11 protein-coding genes are annotated in these 16,324 nt (G+C 65.2%); 2 read left to right on the forward strand and 9 right to left on the reverse strand.

All coding sequences use genetic code 11. The features are described 5' to 3' along the window. Window positions 1-78: 78 nt before the first annotated feature. From mdoH to AC1DN0_RS28875, 6 genes are all read right to left on the reverse strand, one after another. Window positions 79-2,628 carry a glucans biosynthesis glucosyltransferase MdoH gene (gene mdoH / locus AC1DN0_RS28850; RefSeq protein WP_441627753.1) on the reverse strand — a complete coding sequence of 850 codons (2,550 nt, stop codon included), beginning with the start codon at window positions 2,626-2,628 and terminating at the stop codon, window positions 79-81. After that, window positions 2,601-4,184 (reverse strand): glucan biosynthesis protein G, encoded by a 1,584-nt coding sequence (locus AC1DN0_RS28855; protein ID WP_477146192.1) that lies wholly within the window; start codon window positions 4,182-4,184, stop codon window positions 2,601-2,603. The genes mdoH and AC1DN0_RS28855 overlap by 28 nt, the downstream gene beginning before the upstream one ends. Before the next feature lie 914 nt (window positions 4,185-5,098). Continuing rightward, window positions 5,099-5,284, reverse strand: a complete 186-nt coding sequence (locus tag AC1DN0_RS28860) for a hypothetical protein (protein WP_441627757.1) — start codon at window positions 5,282-5,284, stop codon at window positions 5,099-5,101. Between the two features lie 173 nt (window positions 5,285-5,457). Then, window positions 5,458-6,009, reverse strand: a complete 552-nt coding sequence (locus AC1DN0_RS28865) for a surface-adhesin E family protein (RefSeq protein WP_441627759.1) — start codon at window positions 6,007-6,009, stop codon at window positions 5,458-5,460. 300 nt (window positions 6,010-6,309) lie between these two features. Further along, window positions 6,310-7,221 carry a helix-turn-helix domain-containing protein gene (locus AC1DN0_RS28870; RefSeq protein ID WP_477146193.1) on the reverse strand — a complete coding sequence of 304 codons (912 nt, stop codon included), beginning with the start codon at window positions 7,219-7,221 and terminating at the stop codon, window positions 6,310-6,312. Between the two features lie 58 nt (window positions 7,222-7,279). Next, complete coding sequence (locus tag AC1DN0_RS28875; protein ID WP_441627761.1) at window positions 7,280-8,005, reverse strand: GntR family transcriptional regulator; 726 nt, start codon at window positions 8,003-8,005, stop codon at window positions 7,280-7,282. Between the two features lie 208 nt (window positions 8,006-8,213). Here AC1DN0_RS28875 and AC1DN0_RS28880 point away from each other — a divergent pair, with 208 nt between their 5' ends. Beyond that, the gene (locus tag AC1DN0_RS28880; protein ID WP_477146194.1) at window positions 8,214-9,908 is read left to right on the forward strand and encodes a thiamine pyrophosphate-binding protein; all 1,695 of its coding nucleotides are present in this window, start codon (window positions 8,214-8,216) and stop codon (window positions 9,906-9,908) included. A gap of 97 nt (window positions 9,909-10,005) precedes the next feature. Further along, window positions 10,006-11,004 (forward strand): tripartite tricarboxylate transporter substrate binding protein, encoded by a 999-nt coding sequence (locus tag AC1DN0_RS28885; protein ID WP_441627765.1) that lies wholly within the window; start codon window positions 10,006-10,008, stop codon window positions 11,002-11,004. A 29-nt stretch (window positions 11,005-11,033) separates the two neighbouring features. On the opposite strand, the gene AC1DN0_RS28890 is transcribed toward AC1DN0_RS28885, so the two are convergent. The 3 genes from AC1DN0_RS28890 to AC1DN0_RS28900 form a co-directional block, all read right to left on the reverse strand. Beyond that, window positions 11,034-13,055: a sigma-54-dependent Fis family transcriptional regulator gene (locus AC1DN0_RS28890; protein ID WP_441627767.1), complete on the reverse strand. Its 2,022-nt coding sequence runs from the start codon at window positions 13,053-13,055 to the stop codon at window positions 11,034-11,036. Window positions 13,056-13,422: 367 nt separating this feature from the next. Continuing rightward, window positions 13,423-13,929 carry an acetone carboxylase subunit gamma gene (locus AC1DN0_RS28895; RefSeq protein WP_477146195.1) on the reverse strand — a complete coding sequence of 169 codons (507 nt, stop codon included), beginning with the start codon at window positions 13,927-13,929 and terminating at the stop codon, window positions 13,423-13,425. A gap of 60 nt (window positions 13,930-13,989) precedes the next feature. Next, a complete protein-coding gene (locus tag AC1DN0_RS28900) occupies window positions 13,990-16,314 on the reverse strand; it encodes a hydantoinase B/oxoprolinase family protein (protein WP_441627771.1) in 2,325 nt (774 codons plus the stop codon). Window positions 16,315-16,324 lie beyond the last annotated feature (10 nt).

Consider the following 16,324-nt stretch of genomic DNA (forward strand, 5'->3'; position numbering starts at 1 on the left):
TTGATTTCCTTGCCGCGACACCCTGGAGTGCCGGGGCCGGCGGGCGCCCGTTGCGGGCACCCGCTCCCCTCGCAAGACTCAGGCAAGCCGCGGCCGCAGCGGCACCACATTGGCAGCGCGCCGGGGCAACACACGGGTTTCCTTCCATCCCGAATGCGCCAGCGGCGAACCCCAGACCAGTTCATGCAGACTGGCCAGCGCAAAGGGATCGCCCAGCAGCACGTGCTTTTCGGCGGCGCTGAGGCCATCTGGCCCGGCGGTGAGAGCCTGGTGCACCAGCGCGGCATGTTCCTGTTGCGTGGCCTGCGGCTGTACCACGCGGGGCGAGCCGGTGGCGCACATCAATGCATTGGTCACGGGATCGACCACGGCATCGATAAATGCCGGCGGTTCGCCCGCGGCCTCGACGTGCTTCTGCATGGCGGCCATTTCGCGCGGCGGCGTGGCCTCCTCCGGCGTCACGAACAGCCTGGCGCGGCGCAGCGCACGGCCAAACGAAACCCGCGACAGCCACACCGAGAGCGGAATCGAGAAGGCCAGCGAGCCGACGATCGGCAGCAGCCACCAGACAAAATTTGGATCCAGCCACAGCACCAGTCCGCCCCATGCAAGCCCTAGCAAGGTATGCATGCCATGACGGCGAAATGCTTCGCCCCAGGTCGTCTCCGCATCCTCGCGCGGAGGCGATTTCCAGGTAATCCCCCAACCGCTGTATGCCGCCGCCACGAACTTGGTGTGGAACAGCATCCGGACGGGGGCCAGCAAGGCCGACATCACCACCTCGATCAGCATCGAAGCGACCAGGCGCAGCGGCCCGCCATAGTTGCGCGAGTCTTTCATCAGCAGCAGCACGCTGGCGACCTTGGGCAGGAACAGCAGCGTGGCGGTAGCCGAGAACAAGGCCAGCGCCTTTTCCGGATGCCACTCGGGCCAGGTCGGGAACAACTGGTAAGGCTGCGTGAAATACTCCGGCGGTACCAGTGCGTGCTTGGCCAGCATGATGGTGGACAGCACCAGGAACAGGAACCACAACGGCGCCGAAAGATAAGCCATCACGCCAGTGAGGAACACGGCGCGGTGCACCGCGTGGAAGCCCTGCTTCATCCACAGGCGGAAGTTCATCAGGTTGCCCTGGCACCAGCGGCGATCGCGCTTGACCTCGTCAAGCAGGTTCGGCGGCAGTTCCTCGTAGGAACCCTCGAGATCATAGGCAATCCACACGCCCCACCCGGCCCTGCGCATCAGGGCGGCCTCGACGAAATCGTGCGATAGGATTTCCCCCGCCAGGGGCCCCTTGCCGGGCAAGGGCGCCAGCGCGCAGTGCTCCATGAAGGGCAGGATGCGGATGATGGCGTTGTGGCCCCAGTAGTGCGATTCGCCAAGCTGCCAATAGTGCAGTCCTGCGGTGAACAGCGGACCGTACACGCGCGTGGAGAACTGCTGCACCCGCGCATACATGGTCTCGCGCCCCACTGCCAGCGGTGCGGTCTGGATGATGCCGGCGCCGGGGTTGCCTTCCATCAGCTTGACCAGCGTGGTCAGGCATTCGCCGCTCATCACGCTATCGGCGTCAAGCACCACCATATAGCGGTACGCACTGCCCCAGCGGCGGCAGAAGTCGGCCACGTTGCCGGTCTTGCGCTTGACGCGGTGACGGCGCCAGCGATAGAAGATTCGGCCAAAGCCATTGACCGCGCGGCAGGTTTCCATCCACGCATCGGTCTCGGCGGTACGCAGGTCCGGGTCGCCGCTGTCGGACAGCACGAAGAAATCGAAGCGCGCCAGTTCGCCGGTGCGCTCCATCGACTCATAGGTCGCGCGCAGCCCGGCGAAGACCCGGTTCACGTCCTCGTTGCAGATCGGCATGATGACTGCCGTGCGCGCCTCTTCCGCGATGGGTCCGTCCACCGCTGCCGAACGCGAAATCAGATGGCGGTCGCCGCCCTTGGCCAGCACAAGGAAACCCATCATCGCGGTCCAGAAACCCGCGGACACCCACGAGAACAGGATAGCGAAGAGCGCCAGCACGGCGATCTCGAGCGGGTCGGTGCCGTGATAAGGCAGCACCTTTGTCATGAAGTAGGTGGCCAGTGTGGTCTGCCCGGCCACTAGGCCAAGCAGCACCCAGCGGCGATGCGCGCCCGCGGGATGCCACTTGCCCTCGGCGTCGGGACCATCGTGCAAGGTGTCCCAGGTTTCAGGCACGGGTGGGCGGCCAAGCACGCGCCGGCCCAGGTTGCGAAGGAAACCGGTGACGATGTGCGGGGGCCATGCCCGCGGCACCATCGAGCCGCGCTCGGGGGCCGGGCCGGTGTCGATATGCACGGTGCCATCGGCGCGGCGTTGCACCAGGGGCTCGCCCGCCGCTTGCGGGGCGCCGTACGCGAGATTGAGGCGACGCCCTACCGAACCGTAGGTAGCGCCCGCCGGCGACTGGCCAGCGTCTTTAGCCGCGAGTTTTTGCTGCAGCGAATGAATGGCCGATTCGGGATCCGCGTCATCGCCGCAAGCGACATTGTTGAGAAGCTCGCGGCGCAGGTCTGGAGAGACCGGCACGCGATCGAGATAGCGCTCGCATGCCGCCGGGGCCGTGCGCTGCTTTAGCCTGGGGGTAAGATGTAGCTCCACGTCTCGGATAGGGTTGTATTGCCGTTGCGAAGATAGCCGCGCAATTCGACCGGTTTGTTTTCGTCCTTGCGGCGCACGACCATCGTCATGCGCCAGCCGCCGGTTGCTTCATTGCGCTGCGTCGAAGTGTTCAGCAGCTCCCCGTTGCTGTCGGCCGAGATCACCGGATCGATCCGGGTATCCGCAGCCAGTTTCTTGAAGACTGGGCCTTCAAAATCCACCACCAGCGAAAAACTGGTGTCGTCCTGCTTGCGGCTCAGCCCCTGGCCACGCCGCGTTTGTGTCACCCACGACAGCGGCGGCTGTTTTTCGCCGTCCTTCTGCCACAGCAGGCGATATTCGAAATCGAAAGCTTGTTTGGGCTTGGGTGGGTTATCGGGCACCCAGTACGCCACGATGTTGTCGTTGGTCTCGTCCGGAGTCGGGATCTGCACCAGCTCGACCCGGCCCGAACCCCAGTTGCCCTTGGGCTCCACCCAGGCGCTCGGGCGGCGCTCGTACCACGCGCCGATTTCCTGGTAATTGCCAAAATTGCGGTCGCGCTGCATCAGGCCGAAGCCCTGCGGATTGGTCGCCGCGAACGAGGTCACCAGCAGGCGCTTGGGGTTGCTCAACGGCCGCCACAGCCATTCGCCTGTGCCGAGTTGCACCGAAAGACCGTCGGAGTCATGCACCTCGGGCCGGTAGTCCTGCACCGCCGAAGGCTGGTTYTCGCCAWACAGGTACATGCTGGTCAGCGGCGCCAGGCCAAGCTTGGTGACGTTCTCGCGCATGAACAGGCGCGACTTCACCTCCATGGCGGTTTCCGCGCCCGGCCGGATCACGATGCGATAAGCCCCGCTCATGCGGCGCGAATCCATCAGGGCATAGATGGTCAGTTGCTTGTCCGCCGGTGAAGGCCGCTCGATCCAGTATTCGACGAAACGCGGGAACTCCTCGCCCGAATTGAGCGCGGTATCCACCGCCAGGCCACGCGCCGACAGGCCATACCATTGGTCCTTGCCGAGCGCACGGAAGTAACTGGCGCCCAGGAAGGAAACGACTTCGTCCTTGCTCTTGGCGTTGTTGAGGGGATAGAGCACCCGGAAGCCGGCGAAGCCCAGCGGCTTGAGCTTGGCGGCATCGACCTTGTGCGGGCCATAGTTGAAGGCGGCCGGATCGAAACGAATCTCGCGCGCGCTGCCGCTCACCACTTCGTTGATGCGCACGGGCTGGTCGAACACCATGCCCTCATGGAAGAACGAAAGCTCGAAGGGAAGCTTGGCATTACGCCACTGGAATCGCTCGGGCTTGTACTCGATCTCGCGATATCGCTCGTAGGACAGTTCGCGAAGTTCGCGAGGCAGGTTCTGCGCAGGCGCCTTGTAAGGCGTTCCGGCCAGCTGGCGCGCGCGCGCCGCCACGGTATCGAAGTCGAACGCGTGCGCGGCCATCGCGCACACCGCCAGCATGCCGCCGCACAACCACCTGCCCAGACGCATGGCGCCCGCATTGGCGCGTGCCGCTGTATGGGGTTGGGCAGATTGGATGGTTGGCAGGGTAACGGTTTCGGACATGGATGCCAGTGACAGGCAGAGTTGGAAAATCGGGGTCGATCAGTCACCGCAGCAAAAGGCGGGCCACCATGCGGCCGCGATGACAAAAGCAACGGCGGGATGCTGGCCGCGAAGATACCGGGAAGCACGGATAAGGATCTTGCGGCGCATTGTTTTCACTTGATCAAGCGTATATCGGGCTTGTTGCAATGCGCAAAAGAACCTTAACAATTCGAGCCTGGGAAGTCACGTTTCGATCACGCAACGTTTGCAACAAATTGAAACCCCGGTCGTCCGGACGCCGCTTTCGGTGCCGATCCCGTGCTGGGGCGTCACATGGACAACATCGCTGGATCAGCGCGCGGTGCCGCACAGGGCACGTTGTGTACGCAGCCATTTCTACAGCCCCTTCCCTGGCGCTGCCGCCAGGTCTGATAGCCGGGGCGAGCATCTCGCCGTCGTCTCGCATGCCGCTGCACCCCGCTTCGCTACTTGAGGCCGACGTCCGAATCTGCAACGCTAGGACATGGATTGGACGCCGTCAATGCGCGCGGCGTGGCCCCGTACGGCACTGGAACGGCGCATGGCGCACCTGCGAAATCGTGCACTGCACCCGGATCAGGCCTGCGAACGTTTGAAGCAGACGTTCGGGAAAGTCGGACCAGCTGTCAGCTGGCGTTGTGCGACGGGAAGCCGGTGTGAATACATCCGGGCAAAAAAAGAGAGGCCGCAGCCTCTCGATCAGGTTCCGCCTCGATGCCAGTCCCCCCGGAATGGCGCATGGCGCCGCTGGACATCGGTACCGGGCACGCCGCACCGCGTGATGCAACGCGCGGTGCGGCGGACGCGGGCGGCGTGGCGAACTAGCCCGGCCAGCGCATGCGCGCGGTGGCGCAATGACGCAAGGGCTGCCTGTCGCCTTTCGCTATCGGCGCTCAGGCGCCTTTATTCATCATCTTGTCGCTATCGGGAGGTGCGTGGTTCTTTTTCGTCTTGGCGGGCTTTGTCGCCTTGCTCGAGCTTGCCGCGGCAGGCTTATCGCCGGCGGCGGGAGCCGACGCCTGCGCATATGCACCCGCGCCAAACATGGCCAGCGACAACATCACGATCCACTTCTTCATATCAGCCTCCTGGTCAGCTGTGGAAAGAAGCCTGGCCGTGGCCCTTGGCGGCCACAGGCACCCCGCTTCATCACCATCAACAACGGCACAAGGTCGGGATGGGTTGACGCATCAGCACGCCCATCGACACTGCGGCGCAGCATTGGATGCATCCAGGTGCGCCGGCAAAGGCCTCAATGGCACAACCGGCCCAGCAGTTCGCCGGCAATGGTGCCGGCGTTGGCCGGCTGCGGCATGCCGGCTTGTGGCGCGCTGATGGTGTAGAGCGATTCGCCGCGCGCGTAGCGTTTGGCATAGAGCGTCTGCTCGACCACCGCGTACATGGACGTGGCGCAGTTGAAGACCATGCGCCTGAGCGAGGAGCGGATCGGTTCGCCACTGGCGGTGCGAATCACGCCGGCCGGCGCGTTACGCATGACGGCCACGCCGACCTCGGGCCCCCGGCGGCGCACCGAACTCTTGTCAAAGTAGGAGACCACCCCGTTTGCGCCCGTCAGGGGCAGCCAGCGCTGCGGGTCGGGCGCCGAAGGATCCGGCGCGGCCACCATCGCGCAACCCTCGCGCGGCGTGGAACGGAACACCGTGCCCCCATTGGGAGCCTGGCACTCATATAAACCCGCGGCGGCGGGGCGAACCGTTGCGGTAACCGGTTCGGCATACGCGGCAAGACAAATGCTACTGCCGATCAGCACGGCGGCAGCATGGAATAAGGCGCGCAAGGACATGGACGGACCCTCGTGTAGACCAAAAAACAGCCCGCATTGTCGCATACCGTGCCGCGGCCGCCTTCCGGCAGGCAGCTAGCCCCTCGCTTCAGCCCCATCGAAGGTGCGTTGCCGCATCATGGATGCAGCGCGATAGCGGCACGCACTCTGCCCGGAGAGTTGAATCAATAATCGCTCAATCCCGATTATTAGGAAAATCCTCAAATCGAAAAAGCCATGGGATTTTGGGGAATTTCTCAATGGCAATAGACCATAGCCACTGACTTTCACCCCTTTCATGACCCTATGCCACGCGCTACCTCATGCGCTGCCAACAGCCACGCCCCGGTGGGCACTGGAGGGCGGGCTTTCGGACGTCCRCTTCGACAGCGCCTCCAGCGCGGCGCGCGAGGCATCGTCGGCCGGGAAAAAGCACTCGATGCGCATTTCCTGCAGCGTGACATCCTGCGGGATGCCCAGCGTGGTCAGCGTCGAGAACAGCGAGGCGCGGAAACCTTCGGCCGCCAGCGCCACCGGCAACATCGGCGGTGGCGTGCGTTCCGCGGCTTCGTCATCGAACAGCGGGACGCCGGCCGGGCCGACCATGTCGGGATGCCATCCGGCAATCCGGTTGAAGATTTCGCGCGCGGTCTGGTCCTGCGCCTGCGTTTGCAATTCCTGCCAGACGCGCCGCAACAGGTAACGCCCCACCTGCCGCGCGTTTTCGATGACCGGCCACAGGCCATCCGGATTGAAGACGGTGAGCATCAGGTTGATGCGCCCGCTGTTCTCCTCCAGCACGGATGGCGCGCGATCGCCCAGCAGTACCCCGATCATGCGGCGGTATGCCTGGTTGGCATCGAGCATGTTCCAGAAGCGATCCAGCACCACCGCCGGATACGGCTCTTGCTTGGACAGGATCAGCGCGACCGCCTGTTGCACCATCTGCAGCGCGGGCGCGGCCAGCCCGTGCTCGCTGTAGGCCGGCGCAAACCCGCCGGCCAGCAGCAGGCGGTTGCGCTGCCGCAGCGGCACGCCGAGCCGGTCGGCCAGCGCCAGCACCATCTCGCGGCTGGGCCGGGCGCGGCCGGATTCAAGGAAACTGATATGCCGCTGGGAGACCCCTGCCGCCAGTGACAGCGCGAGCTGGCTGTAGCCGCGTTTGCCGCGCCAGTAGCGCAGCAGGCCGGGGAAGTCGAGTGCGGTTTCGGAGCTGGGGGTCAGGGTGTCCATGGCCGTATTACAGCATGGCGATGGCCACCTGGCGACTACCTCCGAGGTAATCGCAGGTTCAACGCCCCGTGTCGGGCGACTCCGGCGAGCGTGCGTCCTCGGCGGCATCCGGCAAGTAGATCCTCGCCAGCCCTTTGGTAATGGCTTCGACGATCTGTTCGCGCCGCAACGCGATATGCGCGCTGAGATAGCGCTCGCCCGCCTCCCAGTTCTGGTCCGCCAGGGCGCGCACGATCTCGGCATGTTCGCGCTGGGTGGAATCGCGGCCGATGTTCTCCATGTCGATCCACCGGATGAAGCGGATGCGCTCGTTGAGGCTGGCGAGCATGCGCCTGAGCTCGGCATTGCCGGCCATGGCGGCAATGCGCATGTGAAAACCCTCGTCGAGCTCGACCAGTTCGCGCACCGGCGTATCCGGCGGGACCGATTTGCTCCGATCGAGATAGGCGCCAACCTCCGCGATAGCGGACGGCGTGGCACGCGCGAACGCCAGGCGCAGGCATTCCCGCTCCACCGCGACACGGGCCTCGTACAGATCCAGCATTTCCTGGATTTCGAGCGGGCGGCGCATATAGCCGCGGCTCGATTCCACCAGGAAACCATCCGTGGCCAGCCGGGTAAGCGCTTCGCGCACCGGTGTACGGCTCACGCCCAGCCGCTCGGCCAGTTCAATCTCGTTGAGGCGCTCGCCAGGCCTGAGTTCATACGAAATCGCCATCTCCCGAAGCGTGGTGAACACGTCGGAACCGCGTCTTCGCCTGACGGTGGAAATAGGCGTCTTCATGCTGTTGTCTGCTTCGCTTCGAAAGGATGGGCGCTGGATCATACCGCGTGCCCGTGGCACGTCCGGCCCGGCGCTGCAATTTTAAGTATACTTAACTGTATTCTAATGTGTATCCTTTGCGCATGCCTGCTCAACTGCAACGAAGACAGGCATGCGCCCGGCCCGCAACCAGGGCGGCGCGCGGCCCCTGGATTTGGAGATTCCCCGGATGACTAAGATGAATGGCGCCGAAGCCATGGTGCGGATGCTTCAACTCAACGGCGTGAAGCACGTCTTCGGCCTGTGCGGCGACACCAGCCTGCCCTTTTACGATGCCCTGGCGCGCCTGGACCACGGCATTGACCACATCCTGACCCGGGACGAGCGCAGTGCCGCCTATATGGCCGACGCCTATGCGCGCGTCACTGGCAAGGTGGGCGTCTGCGAAGGCCCGAGCGGCGGCGGGGCTACCTACCTGTTACCAGGGCTGGTCGAGGCCAATGAATCTTCCGTGGCCGTGTTGGGCATCACGTCGGACGTTTCGGTGGGTTCGCGCGGCAAATACCCGCTGACCGAGCTGGACCAGGAGGCACTCTACCGGCCATTGACCAAGTGGAATACCACCGTCGACCGTGCCGACCAGATTCCCGATGCGGTACGCGGCGCGTTCCGCGCCATGACCACGGGCAAGCCGGGTTCAGCCCATATCTGCCTGCCGTACGATGTGCAGAAGCACGAGGTCGATGYCGCCGACGTCTGGGCCCAGCAGGGGCACGACCGTTTCCCCGCCATGCGCTACGCCCCGGATCCCGCGGAAATCGAACGCGCGGCGCAAAAGCTGGTGGCAGCGCGCGCGCCGGTCATCATTTGCGGCGGCGGCGTGGTGATTTCCGGCGCCTGCGGCGAACTCGACGCGCTGGCCGTCATGCTGTCCGCGCCGGTCTGCACCACGGTCAGCGGCCAGGGCAGCCTGGCCGACACCCACCCGCTCAATGCCGGCGTGGTGGGCGCCAACGGCGGCATCATGGCGACCCGCGAGATTGTCGCCCAGGYCGATCTGGTGCTGTTCATCGGGTGCCGGGCCGGTTCGACCACCACCGAGCACTGGCGCTTTCCCGCCCGCAGCGTGCCGATCCTGCATATCGATGCCGACCCGATGGTGATCGCGGCCAATTACCGGACCGAGGTCGGCATGGTGGGCGACGCGCTGCTGGCCTTGCGCGCGCTGAACCCCGCCGTGCGGGACCGCCTTGCGCATCGCCCGGCGGACGCCGCCGACGGCGTGGCGCTGGCTGGCGCGGCGCGTGCCGCCAAGCTGGCCGCGTTCGCCCCCCTGGCTGCATCGCACGATACGCCGATCAAGCCCGAGCGCGTGGTCGATGCACTCAACCGCCTCCTGCCCGACGATGCCATCGTGGTCGCCGACCCCGGTACGCCTTGCCCGTACTTCTCGGCCTACTACAATGCCAGCCGGYCCGGCCGCCACTTCATCACAAACCGGGCGCATGGCGCGCTGGGCTTCTCCATGTCGGCGGGCATCGGCGCCATCGTCGGCCGCCCCGGCGCCACGGTCGTCTCGGTGATGGGCGATGGCAGCTTCGGCTTCACCTGCGGCGAGATGGAAACCCTGGTGCGGCGCAAGATCCCGCTGAAGATGATCGTGTTCTCGAACTCGGTCTACGGCTGGATCAAGGCCAGCCAGAAAGCCGGCTACGACAAACGCTATTTCTCGGTGGACTTCAACCGCACCGACCACGCCCGGGTGGCTGAAGCCTTTGGCGTGAAGGCCTGGCGGGTGGAAGATCCCGCGCTGCTGGATGCTGCCGTCCGGGCTGCGCTGGAGCATGATGGTCCGGCGCTGATCGATGTGATTTCACAGGAGTTGCAGGACTCCGCCGCGCCGGTGAGCCAGTGGATGGGCTGAGGCACAGGGCCGGCAAGCGCGGCCGCCGGCCAGGAAGGACCGCGCACGGGAAGTCACGGACGCCATCAGACGCCAACAGACCAAGGGAGAGGTATTCATGCATTGCCTACGTGTAGCATCCGTCAACCGACGTGCGCTGGTGGCCGGCGTCGCGCTCCTGGCCTGCCTGCTGCCGCTGGCCATCCGGCCCGCGCTGGCGGACAGCGCAACGCCACTGAAGCTGGTCGTGACCTTCCCGCCCGGCGGCAGCACCGACATCGCCGCGCGGATCATCCAGCCCAAGCTGGCCGAGGCGGCCGGCAGGCCGGTGGTGATCGAGAACCGCCCTGGCGCCGCCAGCCAGCTCGCCACCCAGTACGTGGCCCGCTCCGCCCCGGACGGCAACACCGTGCTGGTGAGCTTCGACACCCACGCCATCAATCCGATCGCCAAGTCCAAGCTGCCCTATGACACCTTCAAGGACTTCGTCGGCGTGACCCTGGCGGTACGGTTCCCGCTGGTCATCGGCGCCTCGCCCACCGTGCCCGGCAAAGACCTGCGGACCTTCCTGGACGCCGCCCGACAGGCGCCGAACAAATACAGCTACGCCTCCACCGGGCTTGGCTCGATGAATCACCTGGTCGCCGAGGACCTGAAGCGCCAGGCCAGCGTCGAGTTGCTGCATGTCCCCTATGCCGGCGGCGGGCCCGCCGTGCAGGCCGTGCTCGGCAATGTGTCAAGCCTGACGCTGCTGAGCTACGCGGCGCTCAAGGGCCAGATTGCCGCAGGCAAGATCAAGCCGCTGGCCGTCACCGGCAACCAGCGGCTGCCGGACCTGCCCGATGTTCCGACCGTGGCGGAATCCGGCTTTCCCGGCTTCGAGGCCTATTCCTGGATCGGCATCTTCGCCCCGGCCGGCACCCCGCCGGCGACGGTGCGCAAGCTCACCGAAGCGTTCCAGGCCGCGCTGGCGGACCCTGAAACACACCGCAAGCTGACCCAGGCGGGTTTCGAGGTCGTGGCCAGCGATGGCCCGGCGCTGGACCGCTACGCCCGCGACCAATACGAACGCTGGAATGCATTCGTCAAGAAAGCCAGCCTGAAACTGGAAGACTGAAGGTGCGGAAAGCGGTGAGTATCGCCGCCCTATGTCACCCTGCCGCGCGTTTCGCTCAGGGCCGCGCTCAACCCGTATTTGCGGATCTTCTGGTACAGCGTGCTCTTCGCGATGCCAAGGCGCGACGCGGTCCTGGTCAGGTTGCCGCCGCTGTACGCCAGGGCCTTGCGGATGGATTCCGATTCGGCCATTTCCAGCGAGTACACCGTCTCGGGCGCGCTGCTGGCAAGGCCCTTGGGCAAGCCGGTGGCGCCCGGCATGCCCACCGCGCTGATTTCGAGCGGCAGCTTGTCCATGGTGATCACGCCGCCTTCGGCCATCAGCAAGGAGCCCTCCAGCGCGTTGCGCAATTCGCGGATATTGCCCGGCCAGTCGTAGGCCAGCAGGCACCGGTAAGCGTCGTCATCGAACGAGGCCACCGGCAGGCCGTAGCGCTCGCATAGCTGCCCCAGCCAGTGCGTGACCAGGGCCGGAATATCGTCCTTGCGCTCGCGCAACGGCGGTATCGCGATATTGGTCACGGCGATGCGGTAGAACAGGTCCATGCGGAATTTTCCCGCGGCCACATCGTCGCGCAGGTTCCGGTGGGTGGCGGCGACCAGGCGAAAGCTGACCTTGCGCGGCGTGTTTTCGCCCAGCCGGTAAATTTCCCCCTCTTCCAGCACGCGCAACAGGTGCGGCTGGATATCGAGCGGCATTTCCCCGATTTCGTCCAGAAACAGCGTTCCCCGGTTGGCGGCCTCGATCTTGCCGGGCGCGCCCGATTTGCGTGCCCCGGTGAACGCCCCCTCGGCATAGCCGAAGAGCTCGCTGGCGAGCAGGTCCCGCGACAGCCCCCCGCAATTGAGCGCCACGAACGGGCCATCCGCGCAAGCGCTGGCCTGGTGAATCCCCTGCGCAAACAGTTCCTTGCCGACACCGGTCTCGCCCAGCAGCAGTACCGGCACCCTGGACGGCGCGAGGTGCTGCGCCTTCTCCACGGCGGAGCGCAAGGCAGCACTGCTGCCTACGATCCGTGAAAACGCCGGGGCCAGGCCCGGCCGGGCGGCCGGCACGCCGACAGCACCTGTTGCAAGACGATGCGGCGCGGCAGGGATCACCACGACGAAACCCAGCATCTCACCGTTGTCGCGGATCGCTTCGAAGCGGGTCAGGCGCAGCCATTCGGGGAGTGGTCCGGAGCCCGCGCCCGCCGCGCGGGCGTCCAGGCCGGGGACGGAAAACGCACTGTTCAGCGCCGTGCGCACACCCAGCCGTGCCAGTGCGGCCGGTGCCTGCGGATTGGCCTTGATCAGGCGCCCGCCCGCATCGAGGACGAGCACGCCATCGCTGCGCACCGAGGCAAAATGGCTCATGCAGCGATCCAGCAGGCGCAGGCGGCGCTCCATGGCCAGCTTGGCCAGCCGGCTTTCGATACGGCCGGCCAGCGACACCGTCAACGCCAGGCTATGCCGGCTGTAGGTCTGCGCCAGGCCGGACACATCGATGACCCCAAGCACGCCGCCGTCCAGCGGATCGCGGATGACCGTGGCCGAGCAGGTCCAGCGCTTGATGCCGGCGCAAAAATGCTCGGCGCCGTGAATTTGCACGGGCTGTTGCAAGGCCAGCGCGGTACCGATGGCATTGGTCCCGCAGTTGAGCTCGGTCCAGTCGCAGCCGGGAATCAGGCCCACTTCCCCGGCCGGCTCGACGATGCGCATATCGCCCTCCTGCTGGAGGATCATCCCGTCGGGATCGGCCAGCAGCATGATGGTGCCGGTCTGGGAGAGAAACTCGCGGGTCTGCTGTATCAACGGAAGGCTGGCGCTGAGCAGGCGATCGTTCTTCTCCCGCCGGGCGCGCAGGGCCCCTTCGTCAAGCGGTGGCGGCGCGGCACCGGCACCGGGATCGACCTGGCCCACCAGACAGCGGCGCCAGGAATCGTCGACCACGCAGCGCAATTCTCCGGCACTCGCCTCACCACCGTCGATCAAGTGTTCCCAGGCGGACATGATGCTGGCGTCGTGGTCGGGATGAGAAAACCAGTCCATCGGTGTGCCGGCTTCTTGCATTCCGTGTCTCCTTGCGGGGGCCCGCTCGATGCGGGCTCGGATGGCCGGTTCGCCGGCTCGTTCTCTTGTCTTGTCTTGTCTTGTCTTGTCTGCTTTGCGGGACCAGGGCCCGCTTCCTGCATGCTACTCCCGACGCTGCCGCCAAAGCCAGCCGGGACTTGCCTATGTGCAAGTTCCAGGCCACGCGCCAGCCATCGGCCGCGCGCCCTGCCGGGCCGCACGCGCGCCGGATCGTCCGCCAGCGACCGGCCGAAAACGAAACGGCCGTCCGAAAATCGAACGGCCGCCAGGCCTTCCGCCCGGGGATGGCCGCTCCATCCCCGGGCCAGAAAGTGGACAAACAATTACTTCCGTGCCGATGCGCGCATCAATCCACGCGCTCCGGCAGCGGCAACTTCACCCAGTCCGTGTAGAACGCATCGATATCCGGCTCGAAGTCGTGGATCACCGGATACCACGGCGTAGGCGCTTCCACGTCGTGCATGGTCCCGCATTTCGGGCAGTAGTACTCGCGGTACACCTGCCATTGGGTATCCGGCGCCATCAGTTGCGGATAGACCTCGGCCATGGCTTCGTCCGTATCGCGCACATAGACGTTGGCGTGCAGCTTCCAGTTCTCCCGATAGTCGCAGAAGACATGGCCGCAGTCGCATTGGGTCACCCAATTCCTGGTCTTGGCTTGCTGCACGATAAACATGTGCGGGCTCAGCGGCAGCACGATGYGATCGTCCCAATCGAGCTTCTTCTGCAGTGCTTCCACGTAAAGCTGGAAGCGCGCGGCATCCTTGGGCATCGACAGCATGCGCAAGGTGGTGTCCCAGTCGAGCTTGCCGTCGACCAGGTTCTTGACCTGTTCACTGGTGTAGGTGGACATATTGAATCCTCTCTGGTGGCGTATTGCCTGATGTCTGTGTTCGCTGGCGTGGGCCGGGCTTCATTCCTCGACCAGCACCACGGTGTTGACGTCGGGCATCTTGGACAGGTCCATGCGGTACTTGGAGCCATAGGTCGGCACGTCCAGTTCGTCCTCGGTCAGGGTCCACGAGTCCGGCAGATCCCAGAACGTACGGAACTGCTGCTCGAACTTCTTCGACAGACCGAAACTGGTGGCGAACATGTGCTGCACCTGGGTCGAAGCGTGCTTGACCAGGATCCGCTCGCGCTCGCCCTTCATCCATTCCTGGACGGGCTGCGAGCGCGCCAGGCGCTGGTTACGGATCTCGACGCGCAGCAGCGCCGTTTCCCTGGCATCCACCTTCCAGATGCCGTTGCCATCCCTGGTCGCCACGGCGCCGTAGACCTTCTGCGCGTACTCCGGCAACAGCAAGGCGTTGTTCAGGTCCCGCTCGATGGCTTCCGCCTCGCGGTCGAGCGGGTCGCCAAAGCCCGGGCCGCCGCGCAGGTAGTTCAGGTACAGGTCGTAGTTGTCGTAGCAGTCCTCGGTGGTCATGCACTGCTGGTCGCGCTTGACTACCGCGCCGGCGTTGAGGTGGTTCTCGTAATCCGGCAGGTCCGGATTGGCATCGCCGCCCAGCGGCAGGCTGTCGCCGGCGGCAATGCGCTCCTTCAGGCCGGTCTTGTGGGCCTCGAAGCGGTAGCCGGTGGCGGCCGGATAGCCGCCCATCAAGCCCCAGTCGCTGTTCATATAGCCATTGCCCATGAAGAACATGGTCCAGTCCTGCGCTTTCCACACCATGCGCAGCGTCTCGAAACCACAGCCGCCCCGGTACTTGCCGTAGCCGCCGGAATTGGCCTTGGCATTGCGCCCCAGGTAGAGCAGTGGCTCGGCCATTTCCCAGATCTCGATGTCGCCCATGTCGCCTTCCGGGTTCCAGATCGCCGCGGCATGATTCAGCCCATCCTTGATGGCGCTGGCGCCGGTGCCGCACGAGGACGCCTCGAAACTGTTGACCGCGTGGATCTCGCCGTCCTGGTTGATGCCGCCGCCCTGCAGCCAGTTGGAGGTGTTGGCGTTGCCGGCATTGACCTCCTCCAGGTAGCCACGGCTGAAGTAGGCCTGCGAGAGGCCGCGCCACATCGCACTCCAGCCTGAGACCAGGAAATGCCAGGCATAGGCATGGCCGGTGCGGCGGTCGTCCGGGTTCATCCAGGTACCCTTGGGCAGATGGAATTCCGTACCGAAGTAAGCGCCGTCGTTGATGCGCTGCGTGGGCACCAGGGTCTGCGTCATCATCACCCAGATGCCGCTGGTAAAGGCCACCTGATGCGCGTTGTACGAGTGCCAGCCCCAGCGGCTCGCGCCCTCGAAATCCAGCCGCCACGAGCCGTCCTTACGGATTTCCATTTCCACCGGCGAATGCATGATCGAATCGAGCTTGGCGAAAGCCGATGAGGTCTGCACGTCCGGATGGTTGTATGGCACGTCGACGAAGGCGACCTTGCGGTACTTGCCGGGCAACGTCATCGCCTTGATGCGTGTCTGCAGGCCGCGCCGCCCCTCCTCGATCACCTCGTAGGAGAACTCTTCGTAGGCTTCCAGTCCTTCGTCCTCGATCACTTCTTCGATCAGGTCGCGGATCATGTGGCAGCCCGCAATGCGGGTACGCTCGTCCAGGATCCAGTATTTCGGCGTGCGTACCGAGCGCTGGCTCTCATGCAGCCAGTCGCGCAACGGGGTGTCGTTCACCCCGGTCTTGCGGCAAGTGATCATGTAGCCGTCGCCGAAGCGCTGCACCTGCCCGGTCGACATCGATCCAGGCGTCACCGCGCCGGTGTCGATCACGTGGGTCACGCCGCCCACCCAGCCGACCAGCTTGCCGTGCGCGAAGATCGGCACGATGGTGGCGATGTCGCAAGGATGGACATTGCCGATCGAGCAATCGTTGTTGGTGAACATGTCGCCGGGATGGATGCCGGGATTGGCCTCCCAGTTGTTCTCGATCATGTATTTGATCGCCGCGCCCATCGTGCCGACGTGGATGATGATCCCGGTCGAGGTCAGCACGCAATCGCCCGCGGCGTTGTAGAGCGTGAAGCACAGTTCGCCCTCCTGCTCGACGATCGGGCTGGCGGCGATCTTCTTGGCGGTTTCGCGCGCATGCACCAGGCCGCCGCGCAGCTTGGAGAAGAGCTTTTCGTAGCGGATCGGGTCCCGCTCGCGGAATTCAAGGCGCGTGAGCCCGTTGTAGTGGCCGGTTCTGGCTGTGCGCTCCAGGATGGCGTCGCGGAACTGCTTGAGCGTTTCGCCGGTCTTGAGCAGGTCGGCGAGGCCGACTTCCTTGCTGGACATCATGTTCATGGCGTGTCTC

Source organism: Cupriavidus sp. 05N39 (assembly GCF_056397325.1).